Annotated in this window: 22 protein-coding genes and 1 pseudogene; 9 read left to right on the top strand and 14 right to left on the bottom strand. The window is 66.6% G+C overall.

The window, feature by feature from the left end:
- The first annotated feature begins 39 nt into the window (after positions 1–39).
- Together folE2 and ykgO are read left to right on the top strand one after the other, a co-directional pair.
- Positions 40–954: a GTP cyclohydrolase FolE2 gene (gene folE2, locus RT697_RS02725; protein WP_313696876.1), complete on the top strand. Its 915-nt coding sequence runs from the start codon at positions 40–42 to the stop codon at positions 952–954.
- A 57-nt stretch (positions 955–1,011) separates the two neighbouring features.
- The gene (gene ykgO, locus RT697_RS02720) at positions 1,012–1,158 is read left to right on the top strand and encodes a type B 50S ribosomal protein L36 (protein WP_043548342.1); all 147 of its coding nucleotides are present in this window, start codon (positions 1,012–1,014) and stop codon (positions 1,156–1,158) included.
- On the opposite strand, the gene RT697_RS02715 is transcribed toward ykgO, so the two are convergent.
- From RT697_RS02715 to RT697_RS02655, 13 genes are all read right to left on the bottom strand, one after another.
- The gene (locus tag RT697_RS02715; protein ID WP_313696985.1) at positions 1,089–1,256 is read right to left on the bottom strand and encodes a hypothetical protein; all 168 of its coding nucleotides are present in this window, start codon (positions 1,254–1,256) and stop codon (positions 1,089–1,091) included. The two genes, ykgO and RT697_RS02715, sit on opposite strands and share 70 nt — an antisense overlap.
- A gap of 249 nt (positions 1,257–1,505) precedes the next feature.
- Positions 1,506–3,917 (bottom strand): TonB-dependent siderophore receptor, encoded by a 2,412-nt coding sequence (locus RT697_RS02710; RefSeq protein WP_313696874.1) that lies wholly within the window; start codon positions 3,915–3,917, stop codon positions 1,506–1,508.
- 126 nt (positions 3,918–4,043) lie between these two features.
- Positions 4,044–5,024 carry a FecR family protein gene (locus RT697_RS02705; RefSeq protein WP_313696873.1) on the bottom strand — a complete coding sequence of 327 codons (981 nt, stop codon included), beginning with the start codon at positions 5,022–5,024 and terminating at the stop codon, positions 4,044–4,046.
- Positions 5,021–5,617 (bottom strand): RNA polymerase sigma factor, encoded by a 597-nt coding sequence (locus RT697_RS02700; RefSeq protein WP_313696872.1) that lies wholly within the window; start codon positions 5,615–5,617, stop codon positions 5,021–5,023. The genes RT697_RS02705 and RT697_RS02700 overlap by 4 nt, the downstream gene beginning before the upstream one ends.
- A 64-nt stretch (positions 5,618–5,681) precedes the next feature.
- Positions 5,682–6,194, bottom strand: a complete 513-nt coding sequence (locus RT697_RS02695) for a lipocalin family protein (protein ID WP_313696871.1) — start codon at positions 6,192–6,194, stop codon at positions 5,682–5,684.
- A gap of 11 nt (positions 6,195–6,205) precedes the next feature.
- Positions 6,206–7,288 (bottom strand): cyclopropane-fatty-acyl-phospholipid synthase family protein, encoded by a 1,083-nt coding sequence (locus RT697_RS02690; protein WP_313696870.1) that lies wholly within the window; start codon positions 7,286–7,288, stop codon positions 6,206–6,208.
- A gap of 11 nt (positions 7,289–7,299) precedes the next feature.
- A complete protein-coding gene (locus RT697_RS02685; protein ID WP_313696869.1) occupies positions 7,300–8,067 on the bottom strand; it encodes a DUF1295 domain-containing protein in 768 nt (255 codons plus the stop codon).
- Entirely contained in the window at positions 8,064–9,338 is a 1,275-nt protein-coding gene (locus RT697_RS02680; RefSeq protein WP_313696868.1) for a cyclopropane-fatty-acyl-phospholipid synthase family protein, read from the bottom strand. Before RT697_RS02680 ends, RT697_RS02685 begins: the two co-directional genes overlap by 4 nt.
- On the bottom strand, positions 9,335–10,111 hold the full coding sequence (locus RT697_RS02675; RefSeq protein ID WP_313696867.1) for a DUF1365 domain-containing protein: 777 nt from the start codon (positions 10,109–10,111) through the stop codon (positions 9,335–9,337). Before RT697_RS02675 ends, RT697_RS02680 begins: the two co-directional genes overlap by 4 nt.
- Positions 10,108–11,373, bottom strand: coding sequence for an FAD-dependent oxidoreductase (locus tag RT697_RS02670; RefSeq protein ID WP_313696866.1), 1,266 nt, complete (start codon positions 11,371–11,373; stop codon positions 10,108–10,110). Before RT697_RS02670 ends, RT697_RS02675 begins: the two co-directional genes overlap by 4 nt.
- A 2-nt stretch (positions 11,374–11,375) precedes the next feature.
- Positions 11,376–12,323 carry an acyl-CoA desaturase gene (locus RT697_RS02665; RefSeq protein ID WP_313696865.1) on the bottom strand — a complete coding sequence of 316 codons (948 nt, stop codon included), beginning with the start codon at positions 12,321–12,323 and terminating at the stop codon, positions 11,376–11,378.
- A gap of 117 nt (positions 12,324–12,440) precedes the next feature.
- A complete protein-coding gene (locus RT697_RS02660) occupies positions 12,441–13,115 on the bottom strand; it encodes an anti-sigma factor domain-containing protein (protein ID WP_313696864.1) in 675 nt (224 codons plus the stop codon).
- Positions 13,112–13,657 carry a sigma-70 family RNA polymerase sigma factor gene (locus RT697_RS02655; RefSeq protein ID WP_312427711.1) on the bottom strand — a complete coding sequence of 182 codons (546 nt, stop codon included), beginning with the start codon at positions 13,655–13,657 and terminating at the stop codon, positions 13,112–13,114. Before RT697_RS02655 ends, RT697_RS02660 begins: the two co-directional genes overlap by 4 nt.
- 209 nt (positions 13,658–13,866) lie before the next feature.
- On the opposite strand from RT697_RS02655, the gene RT697_RS02650 reads away from it, so the two are divergent.
- From RT697_RS02650 to RT697_RS02625, 6 genes and pseudogenes are all read left to right on the top strand, one after another.
- Complete coding sequence (locus tag RT697_RS02650) at positions 13,867–14,415, top strand: DUF3455 domain-containing protein (RefSeq protein WP_313696863.1); 549 nt, start codon at positions 13,867–13,869, stop codon at positions 14,413–14,415.
- Between the two features lie 111 nt (positions 14,416–14,526).
- Positions 14,527–15,096 carry a sigma-70 family RNA polymerase sigma factor gene (locus tag RT697_RS02645; RefSeq protein WP_313696862.1) on the top strand — a complete coding sequence of 190 codons (570 nt, stop codon included), beginning with the start codon at positions 14,527–14,529 and terminating at the stop codon, positions 15,094–15,096.
- The gene (locus RT697_RS02640; protein ID WP_313696860.1) at positions 15,093–15,818 is read left to right on the top strand and encodes an anti-sigma factor domain-containing protein; all 726 of its coding nucleotides are present in this window, start codon (positions 15,093–15,095) and stop codon (positions 15,816–15,818) included. The genes RT697_RS02645 and RT697_RS02640 overlap by 4 nt, the downstream gene beginning before the upstream one ends.
- Positions 15,819–15,970: 152 nt before the next feature.
- Complete coding sequence (locus RT697_RS02635) at positions 15,971–16,579, top strand: lipocalin family protein (RefSeq protein WP_218342949.1); 609 nt, start codon at positions 15,971–15,973, stop codon at positions 16,577–16,579.
- Positions 16,580–16,595: 16 nt separating this feature from the next.
- Positions 16,596–16,957, top strand: a pseudogene (locus tag RT697_RS02630) (cryptochrome/photolyase family protein); the annotation flags it as partial.
- A gap of 258 nt (positions 16,958–17,215) precedes the next feature.
- Entirely contained in the window at positions 17,216–18,439 is a 1,224-nt protein-coding gene (locus tag RT697_RS02625; protein WP_313696859.1) for a benzoate/H(+) symporter BenE family transporter, read from the top strand.
- On the opposite strand, the gene RT697_RS02620 is transcribed toward RT697_RS02625, so the two are convergent.
- Complete coding sequence (locus RT697_RS02620; RefSeq protein ID WP_313696858.1) at positions 18,428–19,924, bottom strand: PLP-dependent aminotransferase family protein; 1,497 nt, start codon at positions 19,922–19,924, stop codon at positions 18,428–18,430. The two genes, RT697_RS02625 and RT697_RS02620, sit on opposite strands and share 12 nt — an antisense overlap.
- A gap of 203 nt (positions 19,925–20,127) precedes the next feature.
- On the opposite strand from RT697_RS02620, the gene RT697_RS02615 reads away from it, so the two are divergent.
- On the top strand, positions 20,128–20,290 hold a 163-nt coding region (locus RT697_RS02615), incomplete at its 3' end, for a hypothetical protein (RefSeq protein WP_313696981.1).

Below are 20,290 nucleotides of genomic sequence, written 5' to 3'. Positions count from 1 at the left end.
ACCCGCGGGGACATGTAGAACGCGATATCGAGCATCACCGTGGACACCGTACTTCCCGACATTTCGACAACCGAGCATTCCCCCAGCCTGAGCGCGTTGGAATGGGTGGGCATGCAGGGCATCGACCTGCCCATCATGCTCGCCGAGCCCGGCTATCGGCGCACGCTGCATGCCCGGGCCGATGCCCAGGTTGACCTCCCCGCCCGCCACGTCAAAGGCATTCACATGTCGCGGCTCTACCGGGAACTGGACCACCTTGCCGACCCGCACAATCTCACGCCGCACGCGCTGCGCGGCGTGCTGGACGCCATGGTCGCCAGCCATCGGGACTGCGACACCCGCGGCGCGCGCGTGCGGCTGTCGTTCGACCTGCTGGCCCGCCGCCCTGCCCTGGTGACCGCGGGCATGATGGGCTGGAAATCCTATCCCGTCGAAGTGCGCGCCTCGGTGCGCGACGGCCGGCATCAATTGCACATACAGGTCAAGGTCGCCTACTCATCCACCTGCCCGTGCTCGGCCGCGCTGGCGCGGCAACTGGTCGAACAAGCCTTTCTGACCGCCTTCGGCAATCAGGACAGTATCGATCCCGATCGCGTGGCGGCCTGGCTGCGCCAGAACGCCACCGTTGCCACGCCCCATAGCCAGCGCAGCGAGGCCCGCGTTCAGGCAACGTTGCCGCCGGATGCGCAGACGTGGGATCTGTTTGCGCTGATCGACACGATCAAAGACGCGTTGGGCACGCCCGTGCAGACCGCCGTCAAACGGGCGGACGAACAGGCGTTTGCCGCCCTGAACGGACAGAACCTCATGTTCGTGGAAGACGCCGCGCGCCGGATCCAGGCCGCCTTGCGTGGCCGCTTCGCGCACGTGCGCACCCATGTCTGCCACATGGAAAGCCTGCACCCGCATGACGCCGTCGCGTGGGCCCGCGAGCAGAACCACGACGCGCAATGACCCAGATGCCATGAACCCGTCCTGTTGAAACCCTTACTTATTCAAAAGGAACCCATCATGAAGGTGCTTTCCTCCCTGAAGGATGCCAAGACGCGCCACCGCGACTGCCAGGTCGTGCGCCGCCGCGGACGGATCTACGTCATCTGCAAATCGAACCCGCGCTTCAAGGCTCGCCAAGGCGGCGCAAAGAACAGGAACGCGTAGTACATCCCCTGAATGTCGCGTTGGGTGGCGCCGGCGCGGCAGGCATCGGCATTCTGCACGCTGTCCTGGTATCCCGCGATGCCGATGTTGCGATCCATGCGATAGCCCCATAGATTCCGAACTGCGCGCCCGAATCCGCCCAGATGCCCGGTCCACTGCCCTGGGCGCTGGAGGTCGGCGAGTTCTGCACCATGATCGACCCACCGTTGTTGTTGATGGCGATGGTGCCGCCATAGCCGCCGACGTTGTCGCCGCTGCCGGCGCTGTTTGTAGCACGCAGGGGGGGGAACGGGTGCGAGGGTATTTTTGCAACGCCCGCAGGCGCTAGCTGCAACCCTCGCCCGGCATCACCACGCGTATTCCATCGTCGCGTACATCGTCCTGCCTTGGCCGTACTGGCAACCCATCATGCTGTAGCAAGACGCCACGTATTGCTTGTCGAACAGGTTTGACGCATTCAAGGACAGCGCCAACCCGCGGCCCGGCGTGAACTCATAGCGCAGCATCGCGTCGACCACCGTATATGACGGCACCTTGAACGAATTCTCGCGGTCGCCATAGCTGCTGCCGACATACCGCACGCCGCCGCCCACGCGCAGACCCGCCAGCGGCCCCGCCACCGGCAGCCGGTAATCCACCCAGACCGACGCCATCTGCTCCGGCACGCGGACCGGCCGGTTGCCCTGAATGCCAGCCTCCGTGGAACGCTTCACCTTGACGTCGTTCCAGGTATAGCTGGCCATCACGTCCAGATTCGGCGCCAATCCCACCTTCGCCTCCAATTCCACACCGCGCGAGCGCGTCTGCCCTTCCTGGATGTTGAAGCCCGGGTGCGCGGGATCGGGCGTGCTGACATTCTTCTTGGTCAGGTCGAACACCGCCAACGTGTACAGCGCGTTCATCTGCGGCGGTTCGTACTTCACGCCGATCTCATACTGCTGGCCCATTTCGGGCTTGAACACCTGATTGTCGAAGGTGCGTCCGGTGGCGGGCAGGAATGATTCGGAATAGCTGATGTAGGGCGCGAGACCCGAGTCGCTCAGATAGACCAGCCCGGCACGTCCGGTGAATTTCTCGTCGTTCTGCACGGGCGCCGACGCCCAGGTCGCGGTGTTTTCGTTGCGCACCCAGTCATACCGCCCACCCAGCAGCACCACCCATTTCTTGTCCAGCTTCAGCTGATCCTGCAGATAGAGACCGGTCTGCTGCACCGTTTGACGGTACTCGCTGGCCGGAAACATCATCATGTCCGTATTGCCGTAAACCGGCGTGAAGAGGTCAAGCGGCGCTCCCATGCCCAGTTGCTGCCATTGGGAATACTTGATGCGGCTGTAGTCCAGGCCCGCGAGCAGCGTGTGATCGATCGGGCCGGTGCCGAACTTCGCCTGCAACTGGTTATCCACGGCCAGCACGTCGCCGCTGCCGCTGCGTGAATCGGCAAACCGGCTGGCCAGCCGCTTGTCGGCATCTGCCCAACCCAGGACGAACAGCTCGTCGCTGCTGTGGCGCACATGCGAATACCGTAGGTTCTGGCGCACGGTGAAGACATCGTTGAACCGGTGTTCGAACAGATAGCCGACCGATGTCTTCTCATTGACAGAGCGGTCGAAGTCCGGCTCGCCGATGTAGCGGTGCCGCGGGATCCTGCCGTTGGGGTTGTCCAGCACCGTGCCCTCCGCAGGCAGGGCATTGGCGAAGTTTCCGGTCTGCTTCTGGTACTCCGTCAGGACCGTGAACTCGGTGGCGCCGCTGGGCCGCCACGTGAATGTCGGCGCGATGAATGTGCGTTCGTTATGGATCTTGTCGACCTGCACGTCGTTGCTGCGCATCAGCCCGGTCAGACGGTAGGACCATACCCCGGCGTCGTCCAGCGGGGCGCCGATGTCGAACGCCGCATGCGAATAGTCATGGGTGCCGCCCTGCACCTGCACCTGATACAACGGCGTGCGCGGCGCCCGCTTGGTCACCAGATTGATCTGCCCGCCCGGATCGGATGCGCCGTACAGCACCGAACTGGCGCCGCGCAGCACCTCGATGCGTTCCAATCCATACGGCTCCGGCGCATCCCAGCCCAGGTAATCGCTGGGAAAACCGCGCAATCCGTCGCGCAGCAGCCGGCCGGTGCCTTGCTGGAAGCCCCGGATGATGAGCTGGTCGGCGATGATCTGCCCCCCCGCCACTTCGCTGGTCACGCCCGGCGTATACCGCAGCGCCTGCGTCACGGTCTTGGGCTGCTGCGCCTCGATCTGCTCGCTCGTCACGATCGACACCGATGCGGGAACTTCAATCAGCGGCGTGTCCGTTTTGGTCGCCGTCGCGCTGCGGTACGCGATATAGCCGTCCGCAGGTACGTAGGCGGTGGCGGCGGCGCCTTCCACGAGCACCGGCGCCAGGTGAGTGGTGCTATCGGACGCCTTGGGCAGCGGACGGATCGTCACGACGTTGCCCGAAATGTCGAAGGTGAATCCGCTGCCGGCCAGCATCTCGCTCAGCGCACGCGGGGCAGGCATCTGCCCGCGCACGGCGCTGGCGCGTGCGGCGCGGATCATCGCGCCGTCCACGGTCACCTGATAGCCCGATTGCGCGCCAAATATCACCAGCGCATCGGCCAGCCCCTGGGCCGGGATGTCGAAGGAGACCGCCTGCGCCACGCCGGGCTGCGCCGCCGCCTGTTCCGGCATCCCCATGGACAGGCCCGCGATGGCGATGGTGCTTGATACGACGCCGTGCGCCAGGCGCATCCCCACTTTCTTCTTCATTTTGATTAGCTCCGATTGTGCGAAATCCCGCCGGTCTGATCAGGTGTCCTGGCCGGGGTCTATCCACACAACGAAGCAGCAAACGGATTTTTCGGTAATTCCCTACGACTCGTAAGGACAAAGGACTCAGGATGCCTGGTCGTCCAGCGACACGATGAGCAGCCAAGGCGTGACCTGGCGCACCCGGCCGCCGTGCGGGCGCACGATCAGCTCGGCCGCGGCGGCGGGGTTGCTGGTGTCGAAGATGCCCGTCACGCTGAGATCGCGCGGCGCATCGCCCAGCAGCACGATCTGGCCTGCGAACCGGCGGCGGAGATCTTCAATGACGTCGGGCAAAGGCCGGTCGACCGCGACCAGCCGGGTGCGCGTCCAACTGCCTACGACCGCCGGCGCAATCTCTCCCCGGGCCGCCGGCGCATTGGCCGACATGCGCACCCACTGTCCGCTGGCCAACACCTCGCTGGCGGCCTGCGGTTCGGTGTGCTCAACCTGCACCCGCCCATGCTTGACCGCGACGTCGGTGTCGCGCTCGCCGATCCGCACGTTGAAGCCCGTGCCGAGCACCGTCACACGCGTGCCCTTGGCGTCCACCTCGAAGGGCCGGGCGGGATCGGGCGTCACCTCGAAAAACGCCTCGCCGGCATAGAGCGTGACTTGCCGGCTGGTGGCGGAAATGTCTGCGCGCATCGCACTGCCGGGCGCCAGGCGCACCCAGCTGCCGTCCTCCAGTCGAATGTCCGCCTGGCTCTGCGAGTCCGTAATGAAGTCGGCCTGGACCTGCAGCAAGACGATGGGCACGACCAGCCACGCCAGCGCGGCCAGACAGGCGCCGGCGGCCACGTGGCGCAGGCGCGGTCGCGGCAGCCTTGCGCGCCCAATGGGCGCGGCAACTTCAGGTTGCGGATGCTCGGTCGGCAATTCGCGGATCAGCGCGTCGACGTGGGCCGTCTGGCGCCAGGCGCCGTCGTGCAGCGGATCGGCCAGGCGCCATGCCTCGAAGCGCGCACGCAGGTCCGGGTCGTCGGGTTCGTCATCGAGCAGGATGCTCCAGTCCACCGCAGCGCGCAGCGCGGCGTCCCAGGCGGCGTCGTGGTCTTCGTGCTTCACAGGCGGCGCGACAAACGTTGGATGCAATGCAATTTGGCTTCGGCGATCAATTGATGCGTGAAGGTCACGGACAGCCCCAGTTGCTCGGCGACTTCCCGCAGTTTGAGTCCGTCGACGGTATGCAACGTAAGGGCAAGCCGGGATCGCTCGGGCAATTCTTCCAGGCTTTCAAGTACCAGATGCATGTCTTTGCGGGCGGAGACGGTTGCTTCCGGCGAGGGGGATCTATCCTGGAGCGTGGCGGCCAGCGCCATAGGATCGCTATCGGCCTCGGCGCAGTCGCGCTTGCGGGCACGCAACCAATCCAACGCCAGATTGCGCACCGTGCGGTAGAAATACCCCAGCGGTTGCGCCAGCGAACGCCCCTGCTCGACCGCCTGCACGCGCTCCCAGGCGTCTTGCACGATGTCTTCGGCACTGGCGCGATCCCGCACGAAACTATCGGCGTAGCTTACCAGTTCACTTCGGTGCAACTTGTAGAAGCGCACGGAATCAAGTTCGGAACTCACGTGACGGAAGCGGCCGGAATGCCAGAGGACGGGAAAGGCCGCAATTGTAAATGACAATGATTTCAGTTTCCAGAACTGGCTCATCGAGACGTTCTGCCGCCACAAACGCCCGTTGATGGACGTTCGCGCCCGCCCTCCGGCGTCACCGCTAGCAGCGTTGCGGCACCTTGCGCGGCGCTTCCGTGTAACCCAACGCCGTCACCCTGCCCAGCAGGTCGGCATAGACGGCGTCGTCCAGGCACGGCGTCCTTGCCATGATCCAGACGTAATCGCGCTTGGAGCGGCCGATGATGGTGGTCTGGTACGACTCGTCCAGATAGGCGATGACGTACTCGGCCTTGATGGGCCAGATGAACTGCATGCCCCATACCGCGTTGCCGGTGCCGGGCCGCACGGTGGCCACCGGGTGCATGGTGTCGATGGGCGCCTCGAAGCTGCCGTCGCGGTAGCGGAAATCGGTCTGCACGCGACCGTCCGGCAACAGCCGGTAGCCTTCCACCGCGTCGTAGGCGTTGCGCTCGGGCCAACTGGGAATGTGCGCGATCACGTACCAATCGCCCATGAATCGGTCCAGGTCCACGTGGGCCACCGGCGGCATGGGCGGTGGCGACGCGCAGCCGGCCAGCAGGGCCGTCACGCCGATGCACAGGTTTCGCAACATGATGGTTCTCCTTAAGGCCGCGTGTAGCGGTAGTGCGCCACGCCCCACTGCTGGCCGTCGTCGTAGCCGAAGAGCTCGGCGCATGCCATCCAGAACATGCGCCAGCGCTGATGCCACAACCCGGCCAACGGCGCGCCGTAAGCGGCTGCCAACGACAGCCGCGCCGCATCCCGGCGGGCGTCCTGGTTGGCGAGCCAGTGATTGGCGGTGCGGGCGTAATGGGTGCCGTCGAGAAACCAGCGCTCCTCGAGCGCGAGGTCTTGCTGGAAGTGCAGCAACGTCTGGGCCGACGGCATGATGCCGCCGGTGAAGAAATGCCGTCCCATCCAGTTGCCGGCGCCGTCCGTCTCGAACGGGTAGGCGCGTTCGCGATGCGCGAAGATGTGCACGAACAGCTTGCCGCCGGGCCGCAGCCATTGCGCGATGCGCGCCATCAGGTCCTGGTAGTTGCGCATGTGCTCGAACATTTCCACCGAGACGCAGCGATCAAAGGCGGCGCCGGGCAGCGCCAGCACGTTGACGTCGCAGGTCACGACGCGCACGTGCGACCAGCCGCGCTCGCGGCAGCGCGCCTCGATGTGCTGGCGCTGGGTGGCCGAATTCGACACCGCGGTGATGCGCGCGTTGGGAAAGCGTTCGGCCATCCACAGCGTCAACGACCCCCAGCCGCACCCCAGCTCCAGGATGTCCTGGCCGTCGGCCAGCTCGGCGCGCTGGCCATACAGGCGCAGCATGGCGGTTTCGGCCTGATCCAGCGTTTCATCGCCCGTCGGGTAATAGCAGCTCGAATACTTCATGCGCGCGCCCAGGCAAAGCTGGAAGAACGCGGTCGGCAGCTCGTAATGCTGGGCGTTCGCGGCGTCGGTACGGATCGCGACGGCGCTGGTGCGCAGGCCGGCAATGAGCAGGCGGTCGCGCTCGGTCCAGGCCTCGATGCCGCCGGCGTATTCCTGCGCCAGACGCTGGGCGCACAAGCGCCGCATGCCCCGGCGCAGCAACGCATCGGGCAGCAGGCCACGCTCGGCCAGGCCGAGCAGGCCGTGCGCGGGGCGGTCGGCGGGCAATGGAGTGTCGTGCAGCGTGGCGGTCGTCATGGCATGCCTCGTCAGGATTTCGGGAACCAGGGAAAGAAGGCCGGCGTGCGGCGTTGGTAGTCGCGATAGTCGTCGCCGCGCGTGCGCAGCGCCTGTTGCTCGGTGAACGGAATGCCGCTGATCCAGCGCAGGAACACATACATCAGCACCGGCCCCAGCCAGGACATCCACGCCAGCGGTGATCCCCACGCCAGGACGACGTAGGCGAACCAATGGCACCACTCGAAGAAATAGTTCGGATGCCGCGAATAGCGCCACACGCCGTGCCGGCACGTCAGGCCACGGTGATTGGGGTTATCGCGGAAGCGGTCGAGCTGGCGGTCGGCAATCACCTCGCCTGACAGGGCGGCCAGCCAGATCAGCAGGCCCAGCGCCACGGGCCAACCTTGCGCCGGGCTGGCGCCCACCGCCAGAAATGGCAGGCAGAACAGCATCACCAGCCCGGCCTGGAACATGAACAGGCCAAAGAACTTGCCCTGGTGACCCTGCCAGTGTTCGCGCAGCGCGCGATATCGGCCGTCTTCGCCCGCGAGCACGCGGCGCCACAGATGCCACGCCAGCCGCAGCGACCAGACGCCCGCCATCACTGCAAGGGCGAGCCTGACGGTAAGGCTGCCCTCGCCGGTGGCCGCGATCAGCCAGGCAGACGCGCCCATGCCCAACGCCCACACCACGTCGACGATGCCCGCGTTGGCGCGGCGCCGCTGCCAGCCCCACGCCAGGGCCATGGCCGCGATCATGACGACCGCGATGCAGAACCATTGCTGCCAGATCGTCATGATGCCTCCCGCACCCAGCGGGCGCCCTCGACGCGTGCCTGCGGATGCGTCAGCAGCAGGTGCGCGACACCGATGGAACGCTCGCGAAAGCCGCCTTCGCAGTACGCCAGGTAGAACTCCCACAAGCGGCAGAAGCGCGCGTCGAATCCTTGCGCCCGCACCTCGGGCAGCCGCGCCAGGAAGCGCTCACGCCAGACTTGCAGCGTGCGCGCGTACGACAGGCCGAAGTCCTCCAGGTGCACCAGCGCCAGATCGCAGGCGCGGGTCTTGGCGCGCAGCATGGCGTCGATGGACGGAATGAAGCTGCCCGGAAAGATGTGGCGCTTGATGAAATCGACCGATGCCAACGCCTGCGCATAGCGATGGTCTTCGATGGTGATGGCCTGGATCAGCGCACGGCCATGCGGGCTCAGCAGGCCCGCGACCTTGGCGAAATAGACGTCCAGAAAGTTCGCGCCAACGGCTTCGATCATTTCCACCGACACCACCTTGTCGTACAGACCCTGCAGGTCGCGATAATCGCGCAGCACCACACTGACGCGATCCTGCAGGCCCGCGGCGCGCACGCGCTCGACCGCCAGGTCATGCTGCTCACGCGACAGCGTGGCCGTGGTGACATGGCAGCCGTGGTGACGCGCCGCGTGGATGGCAAAGCCGCCCCAGCCGCTGCCGATCTCCACCACGCGGTCCGTGGGGCGCAGCGCAAGCTTGTGGCAGATCGTCTCCAGCTTGCGATGGGACGCCGCCTCCAACGTGTCATCGCCTTCGGCCCACAGTGCCGACGAATACATCAGGTCGTCGGACAGGAACAGCGCAAAGAACGGATTGCCCAGGTCGTAGTGGGCGGCAATGTTGCGACGGCTGCCGTCGCGGGTATTGCGGTTGCCGGCATGCCAGCGCCGCAGCGCCCAGCCGGCCAGTCGCGCCAGCCCCGACTCCATGGCGTCCAGCGCTTCGCGGTTGCGCACCAACAGGCGTACCAGTCCGACCAGATCGTCGCAGCGCCAAAGGCCGTCGCCGTAGGCCTCGCCCGCGCCGACGCTGCCTTGTGCCGCCACCAGGCGGTAGAACCCCAGGTCGCTGACGGTCAGGCGCACGCACGGCTCGCCGCGGCCCAGAGTGACGCTGCCCAGGCAGTCCTCGATCAGCAGCTGGCCGTGGTCCAGCGCCGCCAGGCTGCCGATCAAGCGCTGGCGCAACAGCCGGTCGAGCGGACCGGTGCGGCGGCTGGCCGCGATCGAGGCATGTTCCGAGGGCGTCATGGGTTTCATCGCGGTTCTCCGTTGGGGGTGCGGGGATGGTCGTAGACGGGATTGCGCTTGAGCCACAGGCGCAGCGCCTGCCAATGAATGGCGCCGATGACTTGCAGCGTCATCAACGGGTAGCGCCACAGCAGCCGCGCCAACGCCGCGCCATCCAGGGCGCGGCGCTGCAGATCCAGACGCGCGTCGAACTGCGCCACGCCCTCCCGGCTGACGCGCATATGCACCCGCAGGTCGTCGGCGGGCAGGTTGAAATGCCAGTCATAGGCGCAGTCCATGGGCATGAAGGGCGACACGTGAAAGCGCTTGTCGAAGCGCCAGGCCAGCGCGTCGCCCTCGCGCTCGGCGGCGGCGGCCGGCAGCACCACGCAATGGCGCTGCTTCCACGGCGTATTGGTGATCTCCGCCACAATCGCCGCCAATGTCCGGCCATCGGCGTCAAAGCAGTAATAGAAACTCACGGGATTGAAGACGTAGCCCGCGTAGCGGGGGTGCGCCAGCAGACGGATGGGCCCGTCCGGCACGTCTCCCAGATGCGCCCGCAGGCGTTGCCGCACCGCCTGCGCCAACGGCAAGCCTTCGCCGGCGTCGAGATAATCGGCCCGGCGCCACTGCGCCAGATTGGGCCGCTCCACGGACCACAACCAACGGTCCTGGAACACGCGGTCGATCTCGTCCAGGTCCAGGTAGAGCTGCGCCATGCGGTAGCCAAACCCGTGCGCGTGCGGATGGTGACGCCGATGCATCACCCGGCCCTCGTAGACGGCGCTTTGCAGGATCATGCCGCCTCCCGCGCCCAGGTCCGCGGCTGTTCCTGGATGCCGCGCACCACGTCCAGCGCGCTGACCACGCCGTCTTCATGAAAGCCCCAACCCCAGTAGGCGCCGGCGTACCAGCTACGCCGCTGTCCTGATATCTCGGCGCGGCGCGCCTGGGCCGCCACCGATTCATGCGTGTACACGGGATGGTGGTAACGCATGCGCGCCAGCACCGAGTCCGGCTCGATGGCATTGCTGCGGTTCAGCGTCACGACGAAGGGCCGGGGTGACGTGATGCCCTGCAGCAGGTTCATGCAATAACTGACCGAACACGGCGCGTCGGGATCGGCCGGCACGTAGGCGTTCCAGGCGGCCCAGGCCTTGCGCTGGCGCGGCAGCAGACGGGCGTCCGTGTGCAACACCACGTCGTTGTCCTGGTAGGTTATGGCTCCCAGAATCTCGCGTTCCTGCGGCGAGGGATCCGCCAGCAGCGCCAGCGCCTGATCGCTGTGGCAGGCGAAGATCACTTCGTCATGCTGTTCCTGGCCGTCGCGCGTCATCACCTGCACACCGCCCGGCAGGCGTTTGACGGCGCGCACGGCGCAGTTCAGCCGCTCGCGCACCGTCCATTGCCGGCGCATGGCGTCGATGTAGCGGCGCGATCCGCCCTGCACCACGCGCCACTGCGGCCGGCCGCTTACGCGCAGCATCTGGTGGTTCGCCATGAACCGCACCAGGTATCGCGCCGGAAACTCCAGGATGCGCGAGGCCGGCGACGACCACAGCGCCGACGCCATCGGAATCAGGTGATCGGTGCGGAATGCCTCACCGTAACGGTGTTGCGCCAGGTATTCGCCCAGCGTGGGGCCCGGCTCCGGCGCGCGCAACAGCGCGGGCGACTCCCGGTAAAAGCGCATCAGGTCGCGCACCATGCCCAGGAACCGCGGCGACAGCAGGTTGCGCCGCTGGCAGAACAGCGTGTCCAGCGAGGTGGCGTTATAGGCCAGATCGTCCGCCTGCTTGTGCACCGAAAAGCTCATGGTGGTGGGCTGCGATGCCACGTCCAATTCCGCCAGCAACGCCGTGAAATGCGGGTAATTGAGCGGGTTGTGGACGATGAATCCGGTATCCACCGTATAGCGCCGGCCGCCCTGCTCCACCCTATGCGTATGCGTATGCCCGCCCAGGTAATCGTTGGCCTCGTACAGCGTCACGTCGTGCTCGCGGCCCAGCTTCCACGCGCAGAGCAGCCCCGCGATGCCCGAACCGATGATGGCGATGCGCATGTTCACTCCTTGGCGGCGGCCAGCGCCCAGGCCGGCACCGCCTTCAGGTCCCAGATGAGGCCGGTTGCCGCCAGCAGGCGCAGGCCGTACCAGGTGATGTCGATCTCGCGCGCCCGAAAACCCTGGCGCGCCGATCCCGGATAGAAGTGATGGTTGTTGTGCCAGCCCTCGCCGAATGTCAGCAGCGCAAGCCAGGCGTTATTGCGGCTGTCGTCGGCGGTGTCGTAGCGCCGCTTGCCGTAGCGGTGCGCCAGCGAATTGATGGTGACCGTGGCGTGAAACAGGGCCACGGTGGAGATGAAAAAACCCCACACCAGCATCTGCGGCCCATCGGTGCCCAGGCCGGGCGCCACGCGTGCCAACAGCGCCCCCATCCCGTAGCATCCCGCCGCCAACGCCAGCGGCACCGCCGCGTCGAAGCGGTCGAGCCAGCGCAGTTCGGCGTAGCCGCGCAGGTCCGGCACCCGCGTGAGGTCGGTGGCGAAGGCGCGGCGCGTCAGGAACCAGCCCATGTGACTCCACCAGAAGCCGTGACGGCGCGGCGAGTGCAGATCATGCGCATCGTCGGCATGGCGATGGTGATGGCGATGATGGGCCGCCCACCACAGCGGACCGCGCTGCGCGCACGATGCCCCCAGCACGGCGAACACCAACTGCATGCCGCGCGACGTGCGGAACGTGCGATGCGAGAAGTAGCGGTGATAAAAGCCGGTCAGGGCGAACATGCGCACGGCGTAGAGCGCCCCCGCCAGGGCCAGCGCAACCGGCGATACGCCGGTCCACAGCACGCCCAGGCAGCCGGCGTGCAGCAAGGCGAAAGGCAAGGCGCGGGTCCAGTCGATGTGATCGGCGTCGATGCGATCGGAGTCGATGCGCGGCGCGTCCTGCGCCTGCGTATCGACCCAGCGCCGAATCGAAGCGGTCCAGCCGGTAAGAACGGAACGCATCATGCTGTCCTGTGGGAAACGTATGGGGATATACGAGCCCAGCACAGCATCGGATGCGTAGGTGAAAACCCTTGCGCGGAACGCGCCGCTGCAAGCGCGCGGCCCCGCTTGGGATACAGCTCAGATCTTGAGCACGTCGCCCTTCATGATGACCGGTCCGGTGGGCTTGCCCGAAGGCGATCCCCCCGGCGGTTCAAGAGTGATGGCCAGGGTCTGCCCCCCTTCCAGGCCTTGGGCGCGGGGCGGCAACGCCGTTAAGCCTTCGGGCGCCACCACCCCGACGGATATTGGCGCCTGTCCCGGCGGAATCACCCAGAGTTCCAGCGCCTTGCCGTCGGCGCGCGATGCCAGATCCTGCAAGGCATGCACGTGCAGGCCGCCGCGCTCGTCGGCGCGCACCACCAGCATGGCCTGCGCCTCGGGGCTTTGGAGCACCGCCATCAGTTGCGTGCGCGCCGCGCGGTCGACCTGCATCGGGTAAATCACTACCCCCGCCACCAGCATGGCCGCCAGCGCGCCGCTCAACACGCGCCAGAATGCCAGACCCTGCCAGCCGCGGCCGCCACCGGGCTTCAGGCGCGATTCGATGACGCGCCAGACACGGCGCGGCGGCACCCGCGGCGGCAGCGACCACAACAGCGGATAGATGTCGTTTTCCCAGTTGCGCACCTGGCGGCGCAGGTTGGCGTCGGCGGCCATCAAGCCCTCGAAACGGCGGCGGGCGCCCCCGCGCATGGCGCCGGCCACGTAGTCCGCGGCAAGCCGCTCGCGCAGTTGAGGATTGGTGTAGTTCATGACAGACACCTCTTGAGCCGGTCCATGCCGCGCCGTACCCAGCTCTTGATCGTGCCCAGCGGGGCCTCGAGGCGGCGGGCGATCTCGCTATGGCTGAGGTCGTCGAAAAAGGACAGCGCGATGGCGGCGCGTTGCTGCCCCTCGAGCTGTTTCAGGCAGTCCGCCAGGCGCTGGCCATCCTGGTCGCGTTGCAGGCGCTCGAACGGGCCGGGCGCGTCATCGGCCCAGGCCTGTGTCAATGCGCCGTCGGCGTCGGGGCGTTCCAGGTCCGGCCGGCGCAGCAGGTCGATGCAACGGTTGCGCACGATGCGCGTCATCCAGGTCATGACTTGGCTCTGCTCCGATGAATAGCGGGCGGCATTGCGCCAGATATTGATGAAGCTGTCCTGGAGGACTTCCTCCGCCCAGTCGCTTCGCCGCAATATACGTACCGCGAGCGCAAACAGATGCGGGGAGGTCTGACGATAGAGTTCCGCCAGCGCGGATTCCTGGCCGCGAGCGCACTCCTCTATCAAAGCCTGCAGACGAAGCGGATCGGGCATGGCGGCTATCCGGGGTCAATGCATTCAGGCCGCGCGACGGAAAACGGCGCACGGGGAACAGACGGCTTGCAGCGGATGATACAGGCAAGTCCGAGCCGCGAAATATTTCCCGCGGCCTGCATCCAATCGCGGCTCCCGCGTGTAGTACCTGCAACGGCGCACATTCCGTGCGCCGTATCCGCAGCGTTTTGTTGCGCAGGAGACCGCTCATGATGATTCGCCACACCCCCGCCAACGGCCTGTTCGCGGCCGCCTTGCTGGCCGCTTGCGGCATGCTGCACACCTCCCCGGCTCTGGCAGCCTCGCAAGACGCCCTGCCCGCTCCCGTCAAAGTCCCCGCCGGCCACAAAGTGGCCTGGGAAACCGTGGGCACGGGCGACATCACCTATGAATGCCGCGCCAAGGCCGACGCCAAGGACCAGATGGAATGGGTATTCGCCGGTCCGAAGGCGGTGCTGAAAGACCGCCAGGGCAAGCAGGTCGGCACCTACTACGGCCCGCCCGCCACCTGGGAAGCCGCGGACGGCTCCAAGCTGACCGGCACGCAGGTCGCCGTGGCGCCGGCCGGCGCGGGCAACCTGCCCTATCAACTGGTCAAGGCCAATCCCGCCATGGGCGCCGGCGCCCTGACCGGCGTCACGTACATCCAGCGCACGGCGCTCAAGGGCGGCGTGGCGCCGCAGACGCCTTGCACCAAGGCCGGCGAACGCAGCCAGGTGTCGTACCAGGCCGATTACATCTTCTGGAAGGCGGACTGACACGGGGCAGGCGTCCCCGGGCGGCGGCGGGAGTCCGGTAACATGCCCGGATCCGCCGCCGCCCGTGGCTTGCCAGCCCGGTCCGTGCCCACCCCTCCTTGCTCTGCGCGCATGCCGAACCGACCCGATCCGGATTTCGATTACAACGCGGCTCTCGAGCAGTGCGCGGCGGGACACCGCTCGGCGCTGGAAGCCCTGTACCTTCAAGAAGGCCCCCGGCTGCTCGGCGTGGCGCAGCGCATCGTGCGCGACCGCGCCCGGGCCGAAGACATCGTGCACGACGCCTTCGTCAATATCTGCAACCGCGCCGGTAGCTTCGACGCCACGCGCGGCTCGGCCCGCGGCTGGCTCTACAGCGTCGTGCGCAACCTGGCGCTGAACGCCGTGCGCGACGGCCGCCACGAAACCGCCGTCGACGACGACACCGCCGCCGCGCTGGATGCCCGCGATGCGATCGACGCCTGGCACGACACACGCGACGCGTTCGACTGGCGCGACAGCGCCGGCCGCATCGGCCCGTGCCTCGAACAACTGGAGCCCGTGCGCCGCAACTGCGTGCTGCATGCCTATGTGGAAGGCCTGTCGCACAGTGAAATCGCACAGCGCCTGGGCGCGCCGCTTGGCACCGTCAAAGCCTGGATCAAGCGCAGCCTGAAAGCGCTGAAGGAATGCCTGGCATGAGCGCCCCGTCCCCTTCCCCCGACAACCTGGACGAACTGGCCGGCGAATACGTGCTGGGCACCTTGTCCGCCGCGCGCCGGCGCGACGTCAACGCCCGCCTGCCGCATGATGCCGCGCTGCGCGCCGCCGTCGACCGCTGGGAAGAACGGCTGCTGCCGCTCAGCAGCCTGGCCGAGCCGATCGAGCCGTCGCCCGGCCTGTGGCCCCGCATTGCGGCGACGCTGGATCGCCAGAACGCGGCCCGGCAAGCCCCGCAGCCGGCGCGCCCGGGTTGGTGGGACAGCCTCTTCTTCTGGCGCGGCGCGGCCGCCAGCGGCCTGGCCGCCGCGCTGGTGCTGGCCGGCACGCTGGCGCTGCGGCCCGCGCCAACCCCGGGTCCCGTGCAGTACATGGTGGTGCTGGTCGCGCCGCAGTCGCAGACGCCGGGCTGGGTCGTGCAGGCCAGTGCCGGTCAGCGCGATGTGCAACTGGTGCCGATCGCGGCCATGCAGGTCCCGGCCGATCGTGCGCTTGAATTCTGGACCAAGGCCGACGGCTGGGCCGGCCCGGTCTCGCTGGGTCTGATCAAGCCGGGCGAGCCCGTGCGCATCCCGCTGGACAAGCTGCCTCCGCTGGAACCGAACCAGTTGTTTGAACTGACGCTGGAACCGGCCACCGGCTCGCCCACCGGAAAGCCGACCGGGCCGATCCAGTTCATCGGGCGGGCGGTAAAGGTGATGTAGCGTCGGCCCGCCTGAATCGGCGCCGGCCCTGGCACGGGACCTGAAGCCGGCCCAAAGCCCATGAATTGTTTCCTTTCTTTCCGAACTGGAACCAATGGGCGCAGACCCCCGCAAATATAATTTCCGAGATTCAAATTCAGCGGAGGTTTTTCATGCGCCATGCAGAAGCCGGTCGTCGTTTCATCCACCCGTTGCGGCGCGTCGCCCCGTGGCTGGCCTTGGGACTGTTGGGTTTGACGTTGTATGGCTGTGCCGCGACGACGCCGCCCAAAGGGGTGACACCCGTTGGCTCCTTCGACGTGCATCGTTATGAAGGACGCTGGTTTGAAATCGCGCGGCTGGACCACAGCTTCGAACGCGGCATGACGGACGTTACCGCCCACTACACGCTGCAGGACGACGGCACCGTGCGCGTCGTCAACCGCGGGTTCGACCCGGCCAAGGGTTCGCAAGGCGATTGGCGTTCGGCGCAGGGGCGAGCCCGCTTCACGGGTGACCCGTCGGTGGCATCGCTGAAAGTGTCGTTCTTCGGCCCCTTCTATGGCGGCTACCATGTGGCCGCATTGGACCCGGATTATCGCTGGGCCCTGGTCGTTGGCCCGGATCGCAGCTACGCCTGGATTCTCGCGCGTGACAAGACGCTGGGCCGCGATACGCGCGACGACATCCTGCGCCGCGCCAAGGCGTTGGGCCTGGACACCGACGCATTCATCTGGGTCAGCCAGGATCGCGAACAACCACCACTTGAACCGGCCTCCTGATGCAAAGCCGCGCGCCATGACATCCGAGCGCGCGAGGGCGCACACCCTGCGCCTGATTCTCGGCGACCAGCTGAATCCGCTGCACAGCTGGTTCGCCCGGACCGACCCGAACGTCGTGTATGTGCTGATGGAAGTGCGTCAAGAGACGGACTACGTGCTGCACCACGCGCAAAAAATCGAAGCTTTGGAAATCCGCAAGCCGATCAGTTCCGCTGGCCGTTGAATCGCACGCAGGCGTTAGCGTGGCTGGATCATTTCATCCAGCACACGTTGCCCAACTTCGGGGCTTTCGAAGACGCCATGAGCGCGGGCAATCCGCGCCTGTTTCACTCGCAGTTGTCGTTCGCCTTGAACACCAAGATGCTGCATCCAGACGAGCCCATGCGCTGCATGCGCGACGCCATCGGCAATTCGCGGGACAACGCTTACGCGCACCATATCCAATGCCTGATGGTCATCGGCAACTCGCGCTATTGGCCGATCTGACACGCCCGGACGAGCTGTAAGCGACGTTCCGCTTCAGAAGCGGTCTGCCCGCCCGGCTGGATGTGGCAGGTATCAACCTGCCGCGCCCCCCATAGACTCCCCGTTCAAGTCCGGCCCGCGGCCGGGCGCCCCTTGAATGCGGAGTGATTCATGACAGCACCTCGGGCGGGTATCCGACTCGCCGACTTCCTATCCCCGACCGTCGCGGCCCTGATATCGGTGTTGGTGAACTATGGCGGCACCTTTGTTCTGGTGTTTCAGGCGGCAGAGCTGGCCCGCTTGACGCCGGCGCAGACCACCTCCTGGGTATGGGCGGTATCCATCGGGGTGGGCGTGACCGGCGCGCTGCTCAGCTGGCGCTACAAGGCGCCCATCATTACGGCGTGGTCCACGCCCGGCGCCGCGTTCCTGGCCACGGTCATGCCCTTCACGCCTTATCAGGAAGTCATCGGCGCGTACATGTTGTCGGCGCTGGGTTTCATCGTGCTGGGACTGTCGGGTGCATTCGAAAAGCTTGTGCGCAGAATCCCGGCTGGCATTGCCGCCGGACTGCTGGCGGGCATCCTGCTGCAGTTTGGCGTCAATGCCTTTGGCGGCGCCAGCGCCGACCCCCTGCTGGTGATCGTGCTGGTGGTGTCCTACGCGCTGCTCAAGCGCTTCTCCTCGCGCTTCGCCGTGATCGGCATCCTGGCCATCGGCCTCGCATTGCTCATCGTGCAGGGCCGGATCGACTTCTCGGCTGTCCATCTGCGCCTGGCGGCGCCCGCGTTCGAAATGCCCGGCTTCTCGCTGCAGGCCGCGCTGGGCGTTGCCCTGCCCCTTTTCATCATCACGCTCACGGGTCAGTACATGCCCGGCATGCTGGTGCTGCGCAACGATGGCTACCGGACCAGCGCGAATCCGATCCTGACCGTGACGGGACTGGGCTCGCTCGTCATGGCGCCTTTCGGCGCGCACGCATTCAATGTCGCGGCGATCACCGCCGCCATCTGCACCGGCAAAGACGCCCATGAAGATCCCGCCAAGCGTTACATCGCGGGTCTGGCCTGCGGTGCGTTCTACATTCTGGTCGGCACCTTCGGCGTTACGTTGGCGACACTGTTCATGGTGCTGCCCAAGGCATTCATCACCACGCTGGCCGGCCTTGCCTTGCTTGGCGCGATTGGCGGCAGCCTGGCCAACGCCATGGCCGACGCGCGCACGCGTGAGACGGCGCTCATCACCTTTCTAGCCACCGCCGCGAACGTCACGATGCTAGGCGTGGGCGGCGCATTCTGGGGCCTGGTGGCCGGCTTGACCGCGCATCTGCTGATGCACGGCGCCCCTCAGGGACGGCACTCCATGCTGCCCAATCAAGGCCGGTCAAGCCCTTGACAGCGCGTTCTCCAGACGGAGCACGGCGTCCTCGATCTCGTAGGCCGTCAACGACGCATAGCCCAACAGCCAGCCCGGCTGCTTGTACGGGCCGGCATACAGCCGGCTGAGGCCGGGCAGGCGCAGGCCGGCGCGCTCTGCCAGAAGCAGGGTCCTTTCCTCGGACCAACCCGGCTCGAGCAGGCACGGGATCTGCAGGCCGCCGGGGGGACGCACGGCCTGCACGACGTGGCCCAGCCGCTTTACCAGCGACGCCAGCAGAACCTCGCGGCGCCCCGCGTACAGCTTGCGCATCGCCCGCACGTGCGAATGGTAATGACCGTCTTCCATGAAGCGGGCCAGTGTCAACTGCAGTATCTGCGGCGTGTGTCCGTCCATGATGCTGCGCGCCCGTGAAAAGGCATCGACCAGCTCGGGCGGCAGCGCCATGTATCCCATCCTCAGGCCGGGAAACAGCGTCTTGCTGAACGTACCCAGGTACAAGGTGCGCTGATGCCGGTCCAGACCCTGCACGCAAGCGGTCGGCAAACCGTCGTAATGGAATTCGCTGTCGTAGTCGTCCTCGATGATCCACTTGCCATGGTCGGCGGCCCAACCGATCAGCTCCAGCCTGCGTTCCAGCGACAACGTCACGCCCGTCGGATACTGGTGTGACGGCGTCACATACACGCAACTGGCGCCGCTGCGGTCCGCGCGCAGGAGGTCCATGCGTATGCCCTGCGCATCGACGTCTATCGGCACGATCCGCGTTTCGGCGGCTTCGAACGACTTGCGGGCGCCGAAGTAACCGGGATTTTCCATCAGGATGGGCTTGTCGGCGTCGGCCAGCAGTTGCGCGCACAGGAAGAGCGCTTGCCGGGTGCTGCTGAGCACCAGGACCTGCTCGGGCACGACCTTGGCGCCACGCTCCAGGTTCAGATAGGCAGCGATGGCGCGGCGCAGCGGTTCAGCGCCCTGCGGTTCACCATGCAGCAGCACGTGGCTGCGGCTGTCATTCATGACTTGACGCTGCAAGCGTTCCCAGACGCCAGTGGGAAACGTGCGCGTCTCGGGTAGCCCGGTGGCGAACGCCTTGATGACCTGCTGGTCTGAAACGCCGCCGCTATCCAGGATCGCCCGCCCGCGCCGGCTCAGACCCGCACCCGGCTGCGCCGCGCCGGGCCTGCGTTCTAGCCTTGCCCGCTTGCGCGTCGCGCCCCGCAGTTCGATTCCCACCGTCTCGGACACATAGCTGCCCGAGCCCTCGCGACGCACGATGTAGCCATCGCGATGCAATTGCACGTAGGCGTTTTCGACGGTGTCGCGCGACACGCCCAGCGACTTGGCCAAGCCGCGCGTCGCGGGCAGTTTGACCCGCGGTCCCAGCGCGCCGTCCAGGATCAGCGCGCGCAGCGCCCGCTGGATGCGCTGATGCAGATCCAACCGCTGTAGCGCCGCGTCGCTCATTTGAATCTTGAGCGTATCCAGCTGGAATGTCGTTGCCATACGATTGTTGACCGGTCTGCTGATCGGCGCGGAAATGGCCGGTCCTGACCGGCCATTCTAAGTCACTGCCGGGCGACGCCGGTGAAGGTGATGCATCGGGCCTGCACGCGCCGCAGTATGATTTCGACGATCAAGCCATCAGCCATGGCGCCGCATTCTGGGTCAAGCTGATCCAGGATCGAACCGCACTCTGAGTTATCCACATGGCACGCACGCGTCATCCCTCGCTCGCGCATTGGGGCGCCTTCACGGCAATCACCGAAGCCGGCCGCCTGGTCGGCTGCGAGCCCTTTGGGCCGGATCCGGCACCCTCGCCCATGCTGGACTCCATTCCCGAGATGGTGCATTCGCCGCTGCGGGTGCGCC

This window comes from Achromobacter sp. (assembly GCF_032113835.1).
GTDB lineage: Bacteria > Pseudomonadota > Gammaproteobacteria > Burkholderiales > Burkholderiaceae_B > Achromobacter.
Note: the sequence above shows the minus strand (reverse complement) of the source record. Positions and strands in the feature narration are given on the sequence as shown.

Coding starts and splice junctions, on each gene's coding strand:
- ykgO (WP_043548342.1), top strand. CDS start 1,012: ATGAAGGTGCTTTCCTCCCTGAAGGATGCCAAGACGCGCCACCGCGAC.
- RT697_RS02715 (WP_313696985.1), bottom strand. CDS start 1,256: ATGGATCGCAACATCGGCATCGCGGGATACCAGGACAGCGTGCAGAAT.
- RT697_RS02710 (WP_313696874.1), bottom strand. CDS start 3,917: ATGAAGAAGAAAGTGGGGATGCGCCTGGCGCACGGCGTCGTATCAAGC.
- RT697_RS02700 (WP_313696872.1), bottom strand. CDS start 5,617: ATGAGCCAGTTCTGGAAACTGAAATCATTGTCATTTACAATTGCGGCC.
- RT697_RS02695 (WP_313696871.1), bottom strand. CDS start 6,194: ATGTTGCGAAACCTGTGCATCGGCGTGACGGCCCTGCTGGCCGGCTGC.
- RT697_RS02690 (WP_313696870.1), bottom strand. CDS start 7,288: ATGACGACCGCCACGCTGCACGACACTCCATTGCCCGCCGACCGCCCC.
- RT697_RS02685 (WP_313696869.1), bottom strand. CDS start 8,067: ATGACGATCTGGCAGCAATGGTTCTGCATCGCGGTCGTCATGATCGCG.
- RT697_RS02680 (WP_313696868.1), bottom strand. CDS start 9,338: ATGAAACCCATGACGCCCTCGGAACATGCCTCGATCGCGGCCAGCCGC.
- RT697_RS02675 (WP_313696867.1), bottom strand. CDS start 10,111: ATGATCCTGCAAAGCGCCGTCTACGAGGGCCGGGTGATGCATCGGCGT.
- RT697_RS02670 (WP_313696866.1), bottom strand. CDS start 11,373: ATGCGCATCGCCATCATCGGTTCGGGCATCGCGGGGCTGCTCTGCGCG.
- RT697_RS02665 (WP_313696865.1), bottom strand. CDS start 12,323: ATGATGCGTTCCGTTCTTACCGGCTGGACCGCTTCGATTCGGCGCTGG.
- RT697_RS02660 (WP_313696864.1), bottom strand. CDS start 13,115: ATGAACTACACCAATCCTCAACTGCGCGAGCGGCTTGCCGCGGACTAC.
- RT697_RS02655 (WP_312427711.1), bottom strand. CDS start 13,657: ATGCCCGATCCGCTTCGTCTGCAGGCTTTGATAGAGGAGTGCGCTCGC.
- RT697_RS02650 (WP_313696863.1), top strand. CDS start 13,867: ATGATGATTCGCCACACCCCCGCCAACGGCCTGTTCGCGGCCGCCTTG.
- RT697_RS02645 (WP_313696862.1), top strand. CDS start 14,527: ATGCCGAACCGACCCGATCCGGATTTCGATTACAACGCGGCTCTCGAG.
- RT697_RS02640 (WP_313696860.1), top strand. CDS start 15,093: ATGAGCGCCCCGTCCCCTTCCCCCGACAACCTGGACGAACTGGCCGGC.
- RT697_RS02635 (WP_218342949.1), top strand. CDS start 15,971: ATGCGCCATGCAGAAGCCGGTCGTCGTTTCATCCACCCGTTGCGGCGC.
- RT697_RS02625 (WP_313696859.1), top strand. CDS start 17,216: ATGACAGCACCTCGGGCGGGTATCCGACTCGCCGACTTCCTATCCCCG.
- RT697_RS02620 (WP_313696858.1), bottom strand. CDS start 19,924: ATGGCAACGACATTCCAGCTGGATACGCTCAAGATTCAAATGAGCGAC.